This is a genomic window from Aquirufa sp. 5-AUSEE-100C1, assembly GCF_054558655.1.
The window spans coordinates 273336-292589 of the sequence record NZ_JBPXKO010000003.1 but is presented as its reverse complement, the minus strand read 5'-3'; the positions used below and the strand labels follow the sequence as shown (position 1 = coordinate 292589).

The 19254-nt window shown below is 41.1% G+C and carries 17 protein-coding genes and 1 tRNA gene; 15 read left to right on the top strand and 3 right to left on the bottom strand.

All coding sequences use genetic code 11. The annotated features are described in order from the left end of the window. From ACMH5P_RS08365 to ACMH5P_RS08335, 7 genes are all read left to right on the top strand, one after another. On the top strand, nucleotides 1–885 hold the full coding sequence (locus tag ACMH5P_RS08365; RefSeq protein WP_459493897.1) for a class I SAM-dependent methyltransferase: 885 nt from the start codon (nucleotides 1–3) through the stop codon (nucleotides 883–885). Further along, nucleotides 878–2500, top strand: a complete 1623-nt coding sequence (locus tag ACMH5P_RS08360; protein ID WP_459493896.1) for an Ig-like domain-containing domain — start codon at nucleotides 878–880, stop codon at nucleotides 2498–2500. Before ACMH5P_RS08365 ends, ACMH5P_RS08360 begins: the two co-directional genes overlap by 8 nt. 499 nt (nucleotides 2501–2999) lie before the next feature. After that, complete coding sequence (locus ACMH5P_RS08355) at nucleotides 3000–4775, top strand: AMP-dependent synthetase/ligase (RefSeq protein ID WP_459493895.1); 1776 nt, start codon at nucleotides 3000–3002, stop codon at nucleotides 4773–4775. Nucleotides 4776–4873: 98 nt separating this feature from the next. Beyond that, nucleotides 4874–5950: a GDP-mannose 4,6-dehydratase gene (gmd, locus tag ACMH5P_RS08350; RefSeq protein WP_459493894.1), complete on the top strand. Its 1077-nt coding sequence runs from the start codon at nucleotides 4874–4876 to the stop codon at nucleotides 5948–5950. A 3-nt stretch (nucleotides 5951–5953) separates the two neighbouring features. Continuing rightward, complete coding sequence (locus tag ACMH5P_RS08345; RefSeq protein ID WP_459493893.1) at nucleotides 5954–7207, top strand: nucleotide sugar dehydrogenase; 1254 nt, start codon at nucleotides 5954–5956, stop codon at nucleotides 7205–7207. A 1-nt stretch (nucleotide 7208) separates the two neighbouring features. Beyond that, a complete protein-coding gene (locus tag ACMH5P_RS08340) occupies nucleotides 7209–7679 on the top strand; it encodes a UpxY family transcription antiterminator (protein WP_459493892.1) in 471 nt (156 codons plus the stop codon). Between the two features lie 151 nt (nucleotides 7680–7830). Then, complete coding sequence (locus ACMH5P_RS08335; RefSeq protein ID WP_459493891.1) at nucleotides 7831–9267, top strand: capsule assembly Wzi family protein; 1437 nt, start codon at nucleotides 7831–7833, stop codon at nucleotides 9265–9267. Here the strand turns inward: ACMH5P_RS08335 and ACMH5P_RS08330 are convergent. Then, nucleotides 9264–10499, bottom strand: coding sequence for a nucleoside recognition domain-containing protein (locus ACMH5P_RS08330; protein WP_459493890.1), 1236 nt, complete (start codon nucleotides 10497–10499; stop codon nucleotides 9264–9266). The two genes, ACMH5P_RS08335 and ACMH5P_RS08330, sit on opposite strands and share 4 nt — an antisense overlap. Before the next feature lie 46 nt (nucleotides 10500–10545). Here ACMH5P_RS08330 and ACMH5P_RS08325 point away from each other — a divergent pair, with 46 nt between their 5' ends. The 6 genes from ACMH5P_RS08325 (at nucleotide 10546) to ACMH5P_RS08300 (ending at nucleotide 15826) form a co-directional block, all read left to right on the top strand. Beyond that, nucleotides 10546–11214, top strand: a complete 669-nt coding sequence (locus ACMH5P_RS08325) for a M15 family metallopeptidase (protein ID WP_459493889.1) — start codon at nucleotides 10546–10548, stop codon at nucleotides 11212–11214. Nucleotides 11215–11310: 96 nt separating this feature from the next. Continuing rightward, nucleotides 11311–12765, top strand: coding sequence for a TolC family protein (locus ACMH5P_RS08320; protein ID WP_459493887.1), 1455 nt, complete (start codon nucleotides 11311–11313; stop codon nucleotides 12763–12765). A 215-nt stretch (nucleotides 12766–12980) separates the two neighbouring features. Beyond that, on the top strand, nucleotides 12981–14363 hold the full coding sequence (locus tag ACMH5P_RS08315; RefSeq protein ID WP_459493885.1) for an efflux RND transporter periplasmic adaptor subunit: 1383 nt from the start codon (nucleotides 12981–12983) through the stop codon (nucleotides 14361–14363). A 77-nt stretch (nucleotides 14364–14440) separates the two neighbouring features. After that, a tRNA-Asn gene (locus tag ACMH5P_RS08310) sits at nucleotides 14441–14514 on the top strand. A 253-nt stretch (nucleotides 14515–14767) separates the two neighbouring features. Next, nucleotides 14768–15313, top strand: a complete 546-nt coding sequence (locus ACMH5P_RS08305; RefSeq protein WP_459493883.1) for a hypothetical protein — start codon at nucleotides 14768–14770, stop codon at nucleotides 15311–15313. A 192-nt stretch (nucleotides 15314–15505) separates the two neighbouring features. After that, a complete protein-coding gene (locus tag ACMH5P_RS08300) occupies nucleotides 15506–15826 on the top strand; it encodes a hypothetical protein (protein ID WP_459493882.1) in 321 nt (106 codons plus the stop codon). Between the two features lie 411 nt (nucleotides 15827–16237). Here ACMH5P_RS08300 and ACMH5P_RS08295 read toward each other — a convergent pair whose 3' ends face one another. Both ACMH5P_RS08295 and ACMH5P_RS08290 read right to left on the bottom strand, forming a co-directional pair. Then, nucleotides 16238–16549 (bottom strand): hypothetical protein, encoded by a 312-nt coding sequence (locus ACMH5P_RS08295; protein WP_459493881.1) that lies wholly within the window; start codon nucleotides 16547–16549, stop codon nucleotides 16238–16240. Between the two features lie 76 nt (nucleotides 16550–16625). Beyond that, the gene (locus tag ACMH5P_RS08290; RefSeq protein WP_459493880.1) at nucleotides 16626–17075 is read right to left on the bottom strand and encodes a 5-fold beta-flower protein; all 450 of its coding nucleotides are present in this window, start codon (nucleotides 17073–17075) and stop codon (nucleotides 16626–16628) included. Nucleotides 17076–17778: 703 nt separating this feature from the next. On the opposite strand from ACMH5P_RS08290, the gene ACMH5P_RS08285 reads away from it, so the two are divergent. Together ACMH5P_RS08285 and ACMH5P_RS08280 are read left to right on the top strand one after the other, a co-directional pair. Then, a complete protein-coding gene (locus tag ACMH5P_RS08285) occupies nucleotides 17779–18645 on the top strand; it encodes a DUF3347 domain-containing protein (protein WP_459493879.1) in 867 nt (288 codons plus the stop codon). Further along, nucleotides 18646–19206: a helix-turn-helix domain-containing protein gene (locus tag ACMH5P_RS08280; protein ID WP_459493878.1), complete on the top strand. Its 561-nt coding sequence runs from the start codon at nucleotides 18646–18648 to the stop codon at nucleotides 19204–19206. Nucleotides 19207–19254: the final 48 nt, after the last annotated feature.

Sequence of the window (19254 nt, the reverse complement as noted above, 5' to 3'; positions counted from 1 at the left end):
ATGGAAACATTATCATCATGTCCTGCGTGTGGAGAAAAGAAAATGACACGCGAGTTAGACGCTAAAGATTACACGGTATCGAAAAATACGTTTGGAATTGTGCGTTGCTCGTCCTGTGATTTGTTATTTACGAACCCTCGGCCAGAAGCAGAGAATGCCGGATACTTTTATAAATCTGAAAACTACATTTCACATAGCAATACGCAGAAAGGCTTCGTTAATAAATTGTATCATGCCGTTCGAAATATCACGCTAAAACAAAAGACCGCGCTTATCCAAAGTGAACAAAAAGGCGAAAAGAAACTGCTGGATATAGGCTGTGGCAACGGACACTTTTTACATGCCTGCCAACAAGCCGGGTGGAAGATCACGGGAATGGAACTAGATCCCGATACGGCAGTGAGAGCATCCGAGTTAACCCAACAAAATATCTATCCCAATTTGATGGCAATTCCAACGAAGGAAAAGTTTGAAATGATAACGCTGTGGCATGTGTTGGAACATGTCTATGAATTGGACGCCTATTTTGAGTTCTTTAAAAATCGGATTAATGATGGCGGAAAATTGCTTTTAGCATTACCTAATTCGAAGTCTTTTGATGCGGATTACTTTAAGGAATTTTGGGCAGCATATGATGTTCCACGACACATTTATCACTTCAATCCAGAAACCATTCAGTCGGTGGCCAAAAAACATGGCTTTGTTCTGAAAAAACAAAAGGGTCAGATTTTCGATAGTTTTTACATTGCTCTATTGAGCCACGAATATAAGACGGGAAGCAAAAAACTGATTAGCTCATTTTTTATTGGGCTTTGGTCCAATTTGTTTGCCTATTTTAAAACGGGGAATTATTCGAGTAATATCTATATTTTTGAGCATGCTTAAATTCGTGCAACACATCGCTTTCGTATCCTTCATGCTATTCATTAGCCTGAACCTTTTTGTCCGCTGTGCTCAAACGGCCAGCCCTCCAGGAGGAAAAAAGGATACTTTAGCGCCCAAGATTGTCAGCACAATTCCATTGAACAAAAGCAAAAACTACAATAGCAAAAAGATTGAATTAAACTTCAATGAATACGTCAATATTCGAAGTCTCAATCAAGAGCTTTTAATCACCCCCAATGTAGGAACCTACGAGACGCGCATTCGCCCCATGGGTTTGACGATTTTGTTGGATTCAAGTCTACAAAAAAATACAACCTATACCTTCAATTTCAGAAACGCAATTGAAGATATGTCGGAGCGCAACATTGGCAAAAACATTAAATTGGTTTTTAGTACGGGTTCAGACATCGATTCCTTGCAGATTAGTGGAAATGTGAAGAGCCTGGAAACCAACAAAAAATTGGAATCGGTTTTGGTGGGCCTATACCCTTACACAGATACCCTGCGAATTGATCAAGCAAAGCCTTATTACTTCACGAAAACAGATACCTCGGGAAATTATCAAATCGAAAATATTGCGGCAGGGAAATATTACATGGCTGCATTTATCGATGCCAATAATAATTTGTTGTACAACTCCAATAAGGAGGCTGTCGACTTTATGACTCAGGACTTCATCGATTTAAAGAAAAATTATAGCCAGGACTTTCGCATCGCATTACAAAATCAGGATCCACTTAAAATAAGTAAGACAACGAGTACGGCAAAAACAATACTTTATGAACTTTCCCGGGGGGTTAAATCAATACAAATAGAACCTAAGACACTCGCCTATCAAGTAGAGAACAATCGAAACCTGCGCTTTTATGTGGGAAACGTGGAGCAAAAAGATACCGTTAGAATCACCGCGAACGTGATCGATTCCTTGAATCGTGTAACAAATCTCTCTTTAAAATTAAAATTCCGGGAACCCAACAAAAAAGAAAAAATCACAAGTACACCCTTGCGTTTTGAGGTATTCCCATTGGGAAATCGTCTATTAAGTCCTTCAGATTCCATAAGCATCAAATTCCAAAAACCGATTGCGCTCATCGATACGAAAGGTATTCGCTTTGGTACGGGTCCCGACGAAGAAATCCAGTTGCCAGATGATGCATTTGCTTGGAATAGTTTTGTAAATGAATTAACCATTCATCGTAGCTACTTGCCACTAAGAGCGAAATTTGAACTAAAGCTCGCCAAAAATACGTTCATCAGCGTTGAGAAAGACACCTCACAAGTATTTTCACAGAACTTTGAATTTCAAAATTTAGAAAATTATGGAAGTATTTCAGGCAGCGTCGAGGGAACATCGGGTCAATACATTTATCAATTAATTAAATCGGATAATAAGGTCTTGGCTTACCAACAAATTGGAGGATCCAAATTCGACTTTCCCCACGTGGAACCCGGAATCTATGAGTTACGTGCCATTGAGGACAAAAATAGCAATGGGCTATGGGATTTAGGCAACTTTCGAACAAAGACCAAACCCGAAGCGATTCATTATTTCCCTACGAAAATTAAACTGAAGGCTAATTTTCAGATCACGGATGTGTTGATAAGTACGAAATAAACACCCATTTTATCCACATTCACTGTGGATGATTGTGGATAAATAAAATGACTAAGGACCGAATGTGTATAAATCGATACTTATCCACGATGATTGGTCAAGTTATCCACAAGAAGAAAGTCTAAGAATAAAATATAAGTGATTAAATTACAGCTAATTACAAAGTAAAATAAGACTTATCCACTTATCCACATAGAACAACAAAAAGAAACAAAGAAAAGATTTTAAAGATTTTTTCTTTTTTTAATTTACATGTGTGGATAAAAGAAGAAAGGGAAAAACACGCTGGCGGGGTATCCCATATTTAATGTTTTATTGATATTTTTTTCGATTTTTAATTAAAAATAGGTCAGAATAGCATTAAAAGTTAATCCCGATTGTGGATAACTTGTGGATAAGCCTATTTTAGCCAAATTTGTGTACAAAATTTTCGCATTATAGTACAAATGGAAGAGCTGTTTTGTTAACTTTGACTTAACAAATCAACAAATAAAAAACCATGCTCGACTTTTCTAATTTCAATCGTGTTTTTGATTTATTGCCTATTTATGATCGACTTCATAAATCGGATTTATTTTGTCTAAAACGTAATGGCGAATGGCGTCGTTACAGTTCAGAGGAAAGTTTAGAAATTATCCAAGATTTAGCTTTGGGCTTATTAGATCTTAAAGTAAAGCCTGGTGACAAGATTGCGATTATATCCGCTAATCGTCCCGAGTGGAATTTCATTGATTTTGCGATTCAATTGGTAGGTGCTGTATCTGTTCCGATGTATCCAACGATTACGGTAGAGGATTATACGTTTATTTTCGAAAATGCGGAAGTGAAGTATGTTTTTGTAGAGGGAGAGGAATTGTATTTGAAGGCGAAAGAGGCGGCTAAGGGAAACAAGAAGATTAAGAAGATATTCACTTTTGATCCGGTGGATGGTACTGATATGTGGACCGATGTGAAAGATGCAGGTTTTGGAAAAGATCGTGCGCCTTTGAAACCACTAATGGATGCTGTGAAACCGAGCGATTTGTTGACATTAATTTATACGTCCGGAACAACCGGTCGGCCGAAAGGCGTCATGCTAACGCATCACAACATTGTATCCAATGTTAAATCATTGATTCGTGGAAAGTTTTTCGATTTAAGTGCGAAGGATTGTGCCTTAAGTTTTTTACCACTTTGTCACATCTATGAGCGGACAGATATCTACATGTATATGTCGTATGGGGTTTCTATATATTATGCGGAAAGCATGGAAACCATTGCGGATAATATCAAGGAAGTAAAGCCATCGATGTTTGCCTCGGTTCCTCGTTTGTTGGAGAAAGTATATAACAAGATCTTAGCGAAGGGTAATGAATTGACAGGCATTAAGCGGAAACTGTTTTTTGGAGCTATTGAATTTGGCTTACAATATGATCCGATGGTTAAATTGGGCTTGCTTGGTTCGATGAAATTAGCGGTTTATCGGAAGTTAATCTTCAGTAAATGGAAGGAGGCTTTGGGAGGAAACGTACGTTTAATTGCGTCGGGTTCAGCGGCCTTACAACCGCGTTTGTCGCGTGTATTTTGGGCGGCGGGAATTCCGGTGAGTGAGGGCTATGGTTTGACGGAAACATCACCTGTTATTTCGGTATCGCAGGTAAATCCCCCAGATTTTCGAATTGGTTGTGTAGGAAGCTTGGTGGATAGTATTGAGCTGAAGATTGCGGAAGATGGAGAGATTTGTGTTCGTGGTGATTCTGTGATGGTGGGATATTACAAGAATCCAGAGGCTACCGCTGAAGCGATTGATCCTGAAGGCTGGTTCCACACGGGCGACATAGGCGAAATGGTGGAAGGCAAATATTTAAAGATTACAGATCGCAAGAAGGAAATATTTAAGACGTCGGGCGGGAAATATGTAGCGCCTCAATTGGTCGAGAACAAATTGAAAGAATCAGCCTTCATTGAGCAATGTATGGTTGTGGGCGAAGGTCAGAAATTCCCATCAGCCTTAGTTATTCCTGAATTTAATGCTTTGGGTGTCTGGTGTAAACAGCACGGAATTGAGGTCGGAACCCCTGAGGAATTAATACAAAACAAGGATGTCATTCGAAAGCTAGAGGAAGAAGTTATGTCGACGATGGGATCGGTGGCTAAATACGAGCAGGTAAAGAAAATAGTCTTATTGCCTCGCTTGTTTACGGTACAGGACGGTGAAATTACGCCTACATTGAAGTTGAAACGTAAGGCCATTTATGCCAAACACGAAAAGGCAATTCTGGCGCTTTACCAATAAAAACAATGTGTTTTCACATTTTGGGTTGAGTGCTCCGTATAATTTTCGTAATTTTGGGGTTTGTAAGAAATTCCGTTAGGAATTATTAAATTGGATGTATGTCAGAGCAAAAGAAAGTAGCCCTCATTACGGGAATTACCGGTCAAGATGGGGCGTATTTAGCAGAGCTATTGTTGAGCAAAAATTACGTCGTTCACGGAATCAAACGTAGAAGTTCATTAATTAATACACAGCGGATTGATCACCTATACGAAGATCCGCATGTAAACTCGTCGCAGTTTCATTTGCATTACGGCGACTTAAGTGACTCGACAAACATTATTCGCATCATCCAAGATGTGCAACCGGATGAAATTTACAATTTAGGTGCGATGTCGCACGTAAAGGTTTCTTTCGACGAGCCTGAGTATACAGCGCAAGTAGACGGAATCGGTACGTTGCGAATTTTAGAGGCCGTACGATTATTGGGCCTATCCAAGAAGACAAAAATCTATCAGGCATCTACGTCTGAATTATATGGCTTGGTACAAGAAGTACCTCAGTCGGAAAAAACACCCTTTTATCCACGTTCTCCTTATGCCGTAGCTAAATTATATGGCTATTGGATTACGGTAAACTACCGCGAGGCTTATGATATGTTTGCGGTCAATGGTATTCTATTTAATCACGAGTCGCCTTTGCGTGGCGAAACTTTTGTAACGCGTAAAATTACGCGTGGCGTTTCGCAAATTGCTTTGGGCCAGATGGAGAAATTGTATCTGGGGAATCTAGATGCTAAGCGTGATTGGGGACATGCCAAAGACTACGTAGAAGCGATGTGGTTGATTTTACAGCAAGAAAAGCCTGAGGACTTTGTCATTGCAACGGGCATTACCACAACGGTGCGGGATTTTATCCGCATGGCATTTAACGAGGTAGGAATCGAAGTTGAATTTAGCGGCGAAGGAGTTAACGAAGTTGCCAAAATTAAGGCCTGCAATAATCCGGCTTATCAAGTAGAAATAGGCAAGGAAGTGGTCGCGGTAGATCCGCGTTATTTCCGTCCGACTGAGGTTGAGTTGTTAATTGGAGACCCAACGAAAGCCAAAGAAAAGTTAGGCTGGAAATTGAAATATGACTTACCTGCCTTGGTGAAAGACATGATGGCGGCCGACGTACAATTATTTACCAAATAGAACATGAATCCATCGATAGCCATTATCGGATTGGGCTATGTGGGATTTCCCCTAGCTGTAGAGTTTGGTAAATTATACCCAACGCTAGGTTTTGATATTGATGCCTCTCGAATTGCCGAATTACAATCAGGAATCGACCGGACACAGGAAGTCAGCGCGGCGCAATTGGCGGAATCAGTCCAATTGCGTTTTTCGTCGCAAGTTACGGATTTGGCTTCTTGTAATACATTCATTGTGACGGTTCCTACGCCCATCGATCATTTCAAGAAACCAGACCTAAGCCCCTTGTTAAATGCATCCGAAATGATTGGAAAGGTGCTCAAGAAAGGTGATGTCGTGATTTACGAGTCAACGGTTTATCCGGGCTGTACGGAAGAAGATTGTGTGCCGGTGTTGGAAAAGCATTCGGGTTTAGTGTTTAATCAAGATTTTTTCTGCGGGTATTCGCCAGAACGGATTAATCCGGGCGATAAGGTAAATACCTTGACTAAAATAAAGAAAGTTACCTCGGGCTCAACGCCGGAAATAGCGGAGTGGGTGGATCAATTATATCGGTCGATTATTGTCGCGGGAACGCACAAGGCTTCATCACTCAAAGTGGCGGAGGCTAGCAAGGCGATTGAGAATGCACAACGAGACGTGAATATATCCTTCGTGAATGAATTGGCCCTGATATTTGATCGCATGGGAATCGACACGACGGAGGTATTAGAGGCGGCGGGAACGAAGTGGAATTTCTTGAATTTTAAGCCAGGTTTAGTGGGTGGTCACTGCATCGGTGTAGATCCCTATTATTTATTGCACAAATCGGAAAGTTTAGGGTATTATCCACAGGTAATATTGTCGGGCCGCCGGGTGAATGATAACATGGGTATTTTCGTAGCGAATAAGCTTGTGAAATTGTTGATTCAAAAAGGCAAGAAAATAGGCGGAGCCAAAACCTTAATGCTGGGAATTACCTTCAAAGAAAACTGTCCAGACATTCGAAATTCGCGTGTGGTAGATATTTACAAGGAGTTGGTCGATTTCGGTATGGATGTCGATGTATATGATCCTTGGGCGAACGCGAAAGAGGTTGCACATGAGCACGGAATCGATTTGGTTTCTAGCTTAGGCAAGGGTTATGACGCGATTGTATTAACGGTGGCTCATCGCGAATTTCTTGACCTCGCATATGGCAAACTAAAAGCCAAAGACGGGGTGATTTTTGATATCAAATCGGTTTTGGATAAGTCCACCGTAGACGCTCGATTGTAACATGGCTTGGTATGCGGTGTACACAAAATCGCGCACGGAGAAGAAGGTCACCATGCGCTTGCAAGAGGCCGGTATCGAGGCCTATTGTCCCGTAAATAAGCGCGAAAAACAGTGGTCAGACCGAAAAAAAATCACCGAAGAGCCCTTATTTCGTTCCTATGTTTTTGTAAACATTGATCTTGACCAACAAGGTTCGATAGTGCGTCGGACACTTGGTGTCGTTAATTTCGTGTATTGGTTAAACAAGCCTGCGGTTATTCAGGACGACGAAATTTTAGCTATCCAACAGTTTTTATCGGAACATGCGGCCGTCGAGGTCTTTGGAAATACCCTACAAGTTGGGGATTTTATTACGATCGACGCCGGGGCATTAAAAGGCCAAAAGGCGGAAGTCGTGGGTGTTAAAAATCGCCACGAGGTTCGTTTACGCATTGATTCCTTGGGTTTTGAGCTGGTGGCGCGGGTTCTGTAGAGACGCGATACTTCGCGTCTGTTGGTTTTATATAATTAGACGCGAAGTATCGCGTCTCTACAATAAGGTGTTGATTAGACGCGAAGTATCGCGCCTCTACGTAGTAAAATTTTGCCCCTTTTTTGTATTTTGCATTCCTAAAATCAAATTCATGCGTTTTCGCGCGGTAGTACTATTTTCTTTGTTGGCCTTCGGTGCTTTGTCGCAAGATAAATCCGTCCCTAGTTTAGAGTTGGGCATGGGATTGAATTCCGATACGTATGCTCCGTTTTGGTTGCGCGCAAATCAATATGGAGCCGTTCCTACGAAGGAAAACTACGGCACGGCAGCTGTTTCTTGGAGTGGATTTACACAAGTGAATAAGCGAATAAGCTGGGGTTTTGGCGTTCGTGCGTTGGTTAATTTATCGGAAACGAAGGCGGATGTTTTGTTGCAAGAGGCTTACCTGAAAGGGAAATTGGGCATATTCGAATTGCAGGCTGGACGGAAAAAGCAAATTCAAGGATTGGCGGATTCAACACTTAGTTCGGGCTCCTACATTTGGTCCGGAAACGCCCTACCTATGCCTATGATTAATTTAGTCGTAAATGATTATTGGGCGCCAAAATTCGTAAAAGGGATTTTGGGATTCAAGGGAAACTATGCGCACGGCTGGTTTGATAATCAACGAAGCGATGTGGCTGATATTTACTTACACCAAAAGTCATTTTATGGTCGTTTAGGTAAACCGAACTGGTTGTTTAAATTCTATGGGGGGTTTAATCACCAGGTTCAATGGGGCGGAACGCTTAAATATGCTGACCCAGGGAATGTGTCAGCGAAGAATGGAAAAATTGCCACTGGGGTGAAAGAATATTTTTATATGATTACCGGTAGGAGCATGAATACTGTCGGCGGCGATACCGCAAAATACGGAATCAATGACGGTTGGAATCGATTGGGGAATCACTTGGGATCTGTGGATGTGGGCATGGAGATTGATTGGTCAAAGGCCAAAATCTTTTTTTACCGCCAAAGTGTTTACGAGGACGGTTCCTTATACTACGGGAACAACATTACGGATGGTTTGCACGGGATTTCCTTTACGCGCAAGGCGAAACAAGGTTTAACCAAAGTGGTGTTGGAGTATTTAAATACCACATCGCAGGGAGGAACAATATTTAATGATTCGGATGTTAATCGCGGATTAGATAATTATTTCAACAGCAGTGTTTATCGAGACGGTTGGACCTATGCAGGAAGAGGCTTGGGAACCCCCTTGATGACGCTGGATTCGGAGACCGACTTAACCAATACAGATCTTACGTATTTTGATAACAATCGCGTGGAGTCGTTTTACGTCGGAATAGAAGCTAAGCTAGGCGAAAATTCATTTTTAATTCGCGGATCAATGTCAAATGCTTTTGGTACCTATTCTTCGGTGATTAATCCTGCCAAAAGACAATTCTCGGGGGCCGTTCAATGGCAACGTCCCGTGCAAATTCTAGGATATAATGCGCAGCTAAAAGCATCGATCGGCGCAGATCGTGGGCTTTGGACGCCTCAGGTTATCGGAGGAAATGTGTCTGTTCTTATTCCGCTAAACTAGCCGAAAAACAAATAGCTGACCCAAATTGCAGTCGCGATACCGACGAAATCTGCGAACAGTCCAGCCCACAAAGTATAACGAATATTGCGTACCTGTACCGAACCAAAGTACAAGGCGACCACATATAAAACTGTTTCTGCGGAGCCCTGGAAAACACAAGACAATCGACCCACAAAAGAATCTGACCCGAAGGTCTTCATCGTATCAATCATCATGGCACGCGACCCACTACCACTCACGGGATGCAATAAGGCCGTTGGCATGGCATCCACCCAGCGATTATCGATTCCTGATAAATCTACTAAGTATTTAATTCCGTCTACCATATAGCCTAATACCCCCGAATTTCGTAGGCAGGAAATAGCCACCAGCATCCCCACGAGGTAGGGAATAATTTTCACCGAAGTTTCGAAACCGCCTTTGGCGCCTTCTACAAAGGTTCCAAAAATATCGATTTTCTTACGCATGGCTGCGGCGATAAACGAGAAGATCAATAGGAACAAAATCCCGTTTGAGATGACCTTGGATTGCATTTCAATCGCCTCCTTGGACAAGGAGCTGAAATACCACAAGACAGCACCTAAGAAGGCCGTAAGGCCGGCGAGCCAGGCGAATAGCGTGGGCTCCAACAAGTTGATTTTTTGTTTGATCGCGACAAAGATTAAACCGGTAATCGTTGTGGCATAGGTTGCCATGAGGCATGGAATAAAGATATCGGAGGCATCTTGTGCGCCATAAATGGCCCGCTGGGCCATGATACTCAAGGGAATCAAGACGGGTCCGGCGGAGTGTAGAACCAAGAACATGATTTGGGAATTTGACGCAGTCTCTTTGTTGGGATTTACGTCTTGCAAGCTCTGCATCGCCTTTAAACCAAAGGGTGTCGCGGCATTATCCAAACCCAGTAAATTCGCGGAAAAGTTCATGATCATTTGCCCATGAACGGGGTGGTCTTGGGGAATCTCGGGAAATAGGCGTGAGAAAAATGGACCAATGCGCCGCGCCAAAAACTGAATGGCACCCGCCTTCTCCCCCACTTGCAAGATACCCATGAAAAAAGTCATGACACCGGCGAGTGGTAGGGCGATTTTCATGACGGCGATTTCGGCAGAGTCGAACATTCCGTCGACGAGAATTTTGAAAATTTCCGCATTGCCGAAGAAAAGGTATTGAATAATGGCGACCACAAAGGCCACCCCGAAGAATAAAAACCAAATCCAGTTTAATGCCATAGGGTCGAGGAAATTTGGTTAAATTTAGGGAAAATCTCTGATTTATATGCGCACCCTATTCCTTCTGCTCCTCTCCTATGCCGCTTGGGCTCAAAAAACGAATTGCTCCTATGAGCTTGCTATGCAAACGCAAGGGCTCCTGGAAGTCACATCGAACGCCCCGGGAGTCATGGTGGAATTGAAATATGCGACGGCCGACAATTTCATGGGCAAGGACGTCTATGGTTGTCTCCAACACGCGTATGTGCAAAAGCCGGTTTTGGCTATGCTGAAGAAGGCACAGGCCGCCTTGGAAAAGAAACACCCTGGGTATCATTTATTGATTTACGATGCGGCGCGCCCCCTATCCATTCAGTGGATTTTATGGAACACATTGACGCAATATAAGCCGGCAGAACGACAAAAATATGTGGCCAATCCGAAGGAACACTCCATCCATAATTATGGATCTGCATTGGACCTAACCGTTGCGGACGCACAGGGAAAGCCTTTAGATATGGGAACAAAATTCGATTTCTTTGGGGATTTGGCCTACCCTTCTAAGGAAAAGGCTCTTTTGGCGGCCGGCAAATTAAGTCAAACCGCCTATCAAAACCGTCTAATTTTACGGGATGCGATGCAAGCGGCAGGATTTATGCGCATTGAATTTGAATGGTGGCATTTTAATGCTTTTTCAAGGGCGGAGGCCAAACGGCGTTTTCCCGTGGTGCAGTAATCTCGGATTTTATCAGCGACTCTTGCCGTTTATCCAAAAATTCATTTGGCTAAACCGGCATTTGTGTATTATTGTGAACTAATTCTATCGACGCCTATGTCTATTAAAAAATATCTTTCATTTGCCTTGTTGACGGGAATGTCTTGGGGCGCCCTTGCGCAGACTGCGATTCAGGGAAATGCGCAGGTTCAGCACTTGAGCTTAAGCCAGGCGGTTGACATCGCGCTTCAGCACAATTTGACGGTTAAGTCTTATGAAGTGAGTTTGAAGAATGCGGAGTTGACTTACCAACAAGCGAAGTACAACCAATTACCATCTTTGGGGGGAAATATCAATCAGGCGGCGAGTTTTGGTCGTTCCTTGAATCCATTTACCAACGGATTTGATTCGCGTAACATCAATTACAATAACGTGGGTTTGAATGCGAATGTGACGCTATTTAATGGGGGTCAATTGCGTAACAGTATTTTACAGAATGAGTTTGCTTTGAAGGCAACGCAACAGGATTTATTGTCGATGCGCGAGAACATTGCTTTGCAGGTTGTGCTTTCGTATTTGTCTATTTTAAATGCGGAGGACCAGTTGTCGATTGCGAAAGCGCAGACTGAAATCACCAAATTGCAAATCGATCGCACGCAGAAATTGGTGACAGCGGGTACCCTACCCGTTTCGAATGTCTTGGACCTAAAGGCGCAGTTGGCGAATGAGGAATCCAATGTCGTGTCGTTCCAAAGTACCCTAGACATCAACAAATTGACTTTGCAACAATTGTTAAATGATTCGAATATTAAGGCCTTTGAATTGCAGCGCATTCAGGTGCCGGTACCATCTTCGAAGTCGTATGATTTGTCGGTGAATGAGATTTACACCAAAGCGCTCGAAATTCAACCCTTGGTGCGTGCGGCAGATTTCCGCGTTCAAGGTGCGGCGAAGAGTGTGGATGTGGCGAAGGCGTTTCGTTTGCCTACGTTGTCTTTGAACGGCAGCTGGTCGGCGAACCAATCCAACGCCTTGCGGTCTATCGAATTATTGGGAACGCAGACGGTGAATTTGGGAACGGTGGCGATTGGTGGAACGACTTATCCGGTGTCTACGGTTCAGCCTAAGTATGGCGAGGGAGCTACGGTGGGTTATTTTGATCAATTGAACAATACGCAAAACAAGGTGGTTTCGTTGAATTTAAATATTCCGATTTTTACACGTTATTCGAATCGTACACGGATTATGCAGGCGGGCTTGCAGAAGCAGAATGCGGAGATTGAGGCGGATCGGGCGCGTTTGACTTTGCGTCAAAACATTGAACAGGCCTATGTGAACATGTTGAATGCCGCGAATAAGTATGAGGCCTCTGCACAACAGGTTTCGGCATTGGAGGAAAGCTTCCGGGCGTCTGAGAGTCGGTTTAATGCGGGAACGATTGATTTTGTGAGCTATAATTTACAGAAGACGAATTTGGATAAGGCGCGTTTGGCCTTGATTCAGGTGAAATACGATTTTGTGTTTCGGACTAAGATTTTGGATTACTACCAGGGGAAGAGTTTGACTTTTTAGATCAAATTTTTAGAGACGCGATACTCCGTGTCTAAATATCCAAATCGTAGAGACGCGATACTTCGCGTCTAAATATCCAAATCGTAGAGACGCGATACTTCACGTCTAATAAGTATAGAATTTAATTAGTGAAAGACGCGAGACATCGGGTCAAAATAGTAGAGAATTTTTTAACAAAAGACGCGAGGTATCGCGTCTCTACAATAATTAACAAGATGAATAACAAAAAAACGTATCTTATCATTGCTGGGGCGGTGGTATTGATTTTTGGAGGATTGGCTTTGGCGAAGAAGATGGAGTGGATCGGGAAAGAGGAGCCGACGGAGGTGGAGTATGCCAAAGTGCAGAAAGGAACGATCGTGGAGAAGGTTTCGGCATCGGGTAAGATTCAGCCGGAGGTTGAGGTGAAGGTTTCGCCGGACGTTTCGGGGGAGATTGTATCATTAAATGTGGCGGAAGGGGATTCCGTGGTAGCGGGTCAGGAATTGTTGAAGATTCGTCCGGACAATTATGTGTCCTTGTTAGCCCGTGCTGAGGCGCAGGTAAACGCCCAGAAGGCGGGTTCGGAGCAGAGCAAGGCGGTGCTGGCACAGAGCGAGGCGCGTTTAAGCAAGGCAAAAATTGACTTTGATCGGAACAGTCGTTTACATAAGGATAAGGTCATTTCCGATGCGGATTTCGATCAGTTCCAGTCGGCCTATTTAGTTGCCAAACAAGACTTGGAGGCGGCGAAGGCGAATGTGAAGGCAGCGAACTTTAACGTTAAATCTGCGGAGGCGGCGTTTAAGGAGGCGAAGACCAACTTGACGAAAACAACAATTTATGCGCCACAGAGTGGGATTATTTCGAAGTTGAACGTGGAATTGGGCGAGCGTGTGGTAGGAACGTCGCAGATGGCGGGAACGGAGATGTTGCGCATTGCGAATTTGAACAACATGGAGGTTCGTGTGAATGTGAATGAGAATGATATTACGCGGGTGAGTTTGGGCGATACGGTATTGATTGATGTGGATGCTTTTTCTTCGTCTGAGCGTAAGTTTAAAGGCGTAGTTTATGAGGTGGCGAGTTCGGCGAATTCATCGGGAACGGCAACTTCGGTGACGACGGATGCGGTAACGGAATTTGAGGTGAAGATTCGTGTTTTGCGTAGTTCCTATGCGGACTTGATTAAGGGTAAATTGTCGTATCCCTTGAAGCCGGGCATGACGGCGTCGGTGGAGATTTTGACGAATACAAAATCGAATATCTTGACGGTGCCTTTATCGGCAGTCACAACACGTGATCTAAATGCTCCGGCGGAGGCGAAGGAAGGCGAAGAGAAGCCATCTGAGGGCTCAACGGTGACGACGCAGGAGGATGCCAATGCAGCTAAGAAACGCAAGGAGAGTATCAAAGAAGTAGTCTTTGTGGAGGAGAAAGGAAAGGCGAAGCAGGTTGTGGTGAAGACGGGTATTTCCGACTTTGAGAACATTGAGATTATTTCGGGATTGAAGGAAGGCCAAGAGATTATCTCGGGTCCTTATGCAACGGTAGCGAAGAAGTTGAAGGACGGCGAAGTGGTTAAGAAAAAGGACGCTAAAAAGGCAGAAAAGAAATAAATTTGAAAAAAAAGAGGGGGCTATCTTGCATTTAATGAATTAGCCCCCTATTTTTGCAGTCCCAATAGGAACAAAATTCCTTCTTAGCTCAGTTGGTTAGAGCACATGACTGTTAATCATGGGGTCCCTGGTTCGAGCCCAGGAGAGGGAGCAAACAAGAAAGTCATCAGAAATGGTGACTTTTTTCGTTTAAAAACCTTCCCTATTACATCCATTCATCGATTTTTGTGGTTCGAGCTCAGAAGAGGGTTTGGTGATTTTTAGACCTTTTTCTAAGAGGATTATATCTGATATTTTCGTTTTGTGCCAAGAATGTGCCAAGAGTTGTTTTTAATCAACGTGATTTCACCTTTTTAAAGTGAGAAATCATCCTGTAAATTGGAGGAAGTTTAATACCTCTTCCTATGACGAAAATTAACAGCTTATCCCGCAAAGAACTCTATGACCTAGTATGGTCAAAACCAATTTCAACCCTATCAAAGGAACATGATTTAAGCGACCTCGAATTGAGGAAAATCTGTATTGATTACCAAATACCCCTACCAAAGAATGGACATTGGTCTAAGCTAAAGTATTCAAAGCCAGTTAAAATCATTCCTTTCATCGAGGACTTTGATGGTTCTAACATGATTCAGTATGTTCCAAAGATAAAATCTACAAAGGAGTTGGTTAAAAAGTTTAAACCAATTAGAACGGAGGTGCCATTAAAGTTGACAAATCCGTTACCTGAAATATTGGAAGCGGAAGCCGAGTTAAAGCAATATAAGTTTACAAGTTGGTGGCCAATGACTCGTTCATCAGAAGTGTTAAGTATAAAGGTGTCGAATTTCAAGTTGTTGAATCGAGCATTGAGGATAATGGGTTTCTTTTTAAAATCAATTACCAAGCGTGGATTTAGGTATGAAATTATACGGGGTTCATTAAGAATTGAAAAGTATGATATTAAATAAACTATCAATTGTCGAGAACTCAATAATCGTAAATTCTTCAAGGACAAACATGGTTGGAACTCACCCTCTTTAACACCTAATGGATTACTTTCTATTAACATTGAGGGTTACCGTTCCAAGCAATGGAAAGATGGTAAGATAAAGTTGGAGGAGCGCATAGATATAATTGTACTTCAATTGGATGATTACTTCATGAATGAGAAATTATATCTCATTCAAATTGAACATAATAGTCGTGAGAGAGAAAGGCTTGAGAAAGAGAGACTTGCTCGACAGAAAGTAATTCAAAATGATATTGACGAGTTTAAAAAATTAAAGATGAATGCTCGCCGGTACCATGAATGTCAAATGATGCGTGATTATATCAATGCCGCGTCAAAATACCGTGATGAAAATTGGATTCAATGGGCAAGCGATGCGGTTGATTGGTACGACCCAATCATATTAAAACCACATGAAAAACTTGATTATGCCGATAGGTCGTCCTTGGAACTTATGAGGCGGGTTTTGTGATGATACCAACATCTTGATAATCTAATCCCAAGGTGTTAAATCATCAAGTTTTAAAGATACATTTGAGAGTTATAAAGTTTTCAGAATATTAGTGGTGGTCAAAAAAAGGAGTTGGATTATATCCTCTCCTTTTTTGTTGATTTTAAAAAATGGAAAAACTTCTTTTCGTCTCACTAATGGCCATCTTTCTAATGGACTGCGATACCAAACCGATAGATTACAATAAACGTATCCGCAAATCCTCATACGTTCGAGCTGGTTCAACGCAGACGGGTCGCCTAAGCAAATACCACACATGGCGGGGAGTTAGTCTCTCCAGTAGAGTGTTTAATTATTGGCTTATCTCTTGAAGTTACTATAATCGTAATAAGAATAGAAGGAAGTTGAGAAATAAGTAGGGAGATAATCCCCCTACAGTAATAATAACGGAATCAAGGATAGTGCCACACCAATTGCCGCAATGGTCCAATAGGTGTTCATTGTCTTTTTTGTAATCTTTAAGGTTTCGACCTTAACTTCCTCTTGCATTTCTGCCTTTCTAAATTCAGCACAATCCTTTTCCTTTTGGTTAAAGTATGCGAATTCACGCTCGGTCATTTGAGCAATTGTTTTGGTCTTTAAAGAAACATAAAGTGAATCACTACATGGAGATTGTATAGGTGATTGAGAAAACCCTAAAATTGAAACAGAAAGTAATGCGATAGTGAATACTAATTTTTTCATGGTGTTATATTTTGGTTGTATCCAAAGGTTAAAAATGTCTCCGCCATCTGAGTACACTGATTGGGTTTTACATTCATTAATGCTTGGAATGTGTTTTCATATCCATCTGGTTTTGAAAACAATGTAAAGCACAGGCCACTCCTTTTAATGATTTATGAACATTGCCAATAACTACTCCTTTGGCATCTTTGATATTACACGTTTCCTTGTCAAAATCAACTATGGTGAAAATAATATTACCTTTTTCATCAAAATACGTTTTCCCGTCTTTACCCATTTTACCCATTATCTTTCCATTTTCGTCTTTTAGAACTCCATTAGCACCAAGAAACCCAAGTTTTTTACCCTTCGAATCACTAATAATTTTATCTTTCGAAACAGTACCGGTTTTTACTCCATCGAAGTATATATCCCCCTTGGAATTTAGTATCAAATGGCCTTTGCTATCTCTTACCTGCTGTGCCGACACTGAAAGCGCAATAAACATGCTGAATACAATCGACAAAATAATTGATGACTTTTTCATGATTTGTTTGTTTACATTGTTAAAACCAATCGTAACGAATTAAGTACCGCTGAACTAATTTTGCCGTATGACATTCATCATCATTTCATTCATTTTAAGAAATTACACGTTTTATCATTATTTGTGAAATTAATCTAAGAGCACTTTATTTAATTTAAAGGAAGTATTAAAATTTTGAGCCAATTAATTAAAAAATGAAACAAATTCGTAATTTAAGCGTTTTAAACATTGTGTTACAAAAATTCTACATACTGCTCATAATTACATTTCTTGGCTGTCTAACGACGCCCATGAAATCCTATGCGTGTGGAACAAAATCAAAGAATGCGGAGAAATCTTGCTGTTTAAAAGACATGCCTGAGAAATCTAACAAAAAGGATTGTTGCAATAATCGTAAAGTCACCCAACAAAAGGAAGACAATAGTTGTGGAGGGAATTGTGATAATTCTAAATGTAGTTGTCCCTCAACTTTAACTTCGCTGGTTTTGTCCAATTTTTTAGTCCCCGTAGACATTAATACCTTTACGGCAAGAGAAAAAGTAAAATCTTATTATAACGAAACCTACCATTCTTTTGGTTTTGGTTACATTTGGACCCCTCCCAATATAGGCTAATTTATTGCCATGACAGCCACAGGACTGTCTCAACGGAAGCAAAATATTGCTTTAGAATCAATTATTTCTAACAGTAAAATTCTTAAAAAATGAAATCAATAAAATTATTGATGGCAATGGTATTATTGCTATCCATCTCAACATGTTTCGCAGAAATTAAAAATGCCAAAGTGGAAACGGTGCATATCTATGGCAATTGTTCCATCTGTAAAAGAACTATTGAAACGGCTGCCAATGTAAAGAATGTGGTCCAGGTAGAATGGAATAAGGACACAAAAATGGCAGTCCTTACCTATGATGAAAAACAAACAAATCAAGTTGAAATCTTAAAGCGCATCGGTTTGGCGGGGTATGACAGCGACAAATTTCTCGCTCCTGACAATGTATATTCTAAACTTGAAACCTGTTGCCAATATGAACGGGCAGGAAAAGTTGTTGCAAAAGTTGAAGACGTAAAAACGGTAATACTTGCCGCAGAAGAAAAAGTTGTCGCACCAAATTTAGAGATAAAAACAGAAGGGGAGCAACTACAACTAAAAGAAGTCTTCAATTCTTATTTTGCAGTGAAAGATGCTTTAGTTAAAACAGACGGCAATATGGCAGCAACTAAAGCCATTTTACTTTTAAATTCCATAAACGCAGTTAAAATGGAAAATTTAACGAAAGATGAACATTCCGAATGGATGAAAGTGATGAAAGATTTGGTTTTTGATGCGGAACATATTTCAGAAACTAAAGATGTGGGTCATCAAAGAGACCACTTCACATCTTTATCCAAAAATATGTATGCGGTAATGAAAGTGTCCAAACAAGATGTACCGATATATTATCAATTTTGTCCGATGGCTAACAAAGGGAAAGGTGCAAATTGGTTGAGTAAGGAAAACATCGTTAAAAATCCATATTATGGCTCTAAAATGATGGGATGTGGTAAAACTGTTGAAACCTTGAACTAAATGAAGCTATACATAAAAAATATGGTTTGTAATCGTTGTAAAATGGTTGTGAAGTCTGAGTTGGAAAAACTTGGACTTCACCCAATTTACATTGAGTTAGGTGAGGTGGAAATAAAAGAAGAAAATATAGATTCCATAAAGTTTGAGGTAATAAAAATCTTTAAGTCTATTGGTTTTGAATTAATTGATGACAAAAAAGTAAGAGTAATTGAACAAGTAAAAAATCTAATTATAGAATTGGTTCATCAAAAAAACAATGACTTAAAAGTTAATATTTCTAATTATTTATCACAACACCTAAATCAAGAATACAAATCTATAAGTGCCCTTTTTTCAGCAGTGGAGAATCAAACCATTGAGCAATTCTTTATCAAGCAAAAAATTGAAAAAGTAAAAGAATTGCTCATATATGATGAATTAACATTGAGCCAAATTGCCTACCTATTGAATTACAGTAGTGTTGCATATCTAAGTAATCAATTTAAAAGGGAAACAGGTTTTACAACGTCCTTTTTTAAGCAACTTAAATCAGGTAAAAGAACCGGTATAGACAGATTATAAGACAGGAAATCTTATATAATTTTTAAAAAATAACGTAACATCCCGATG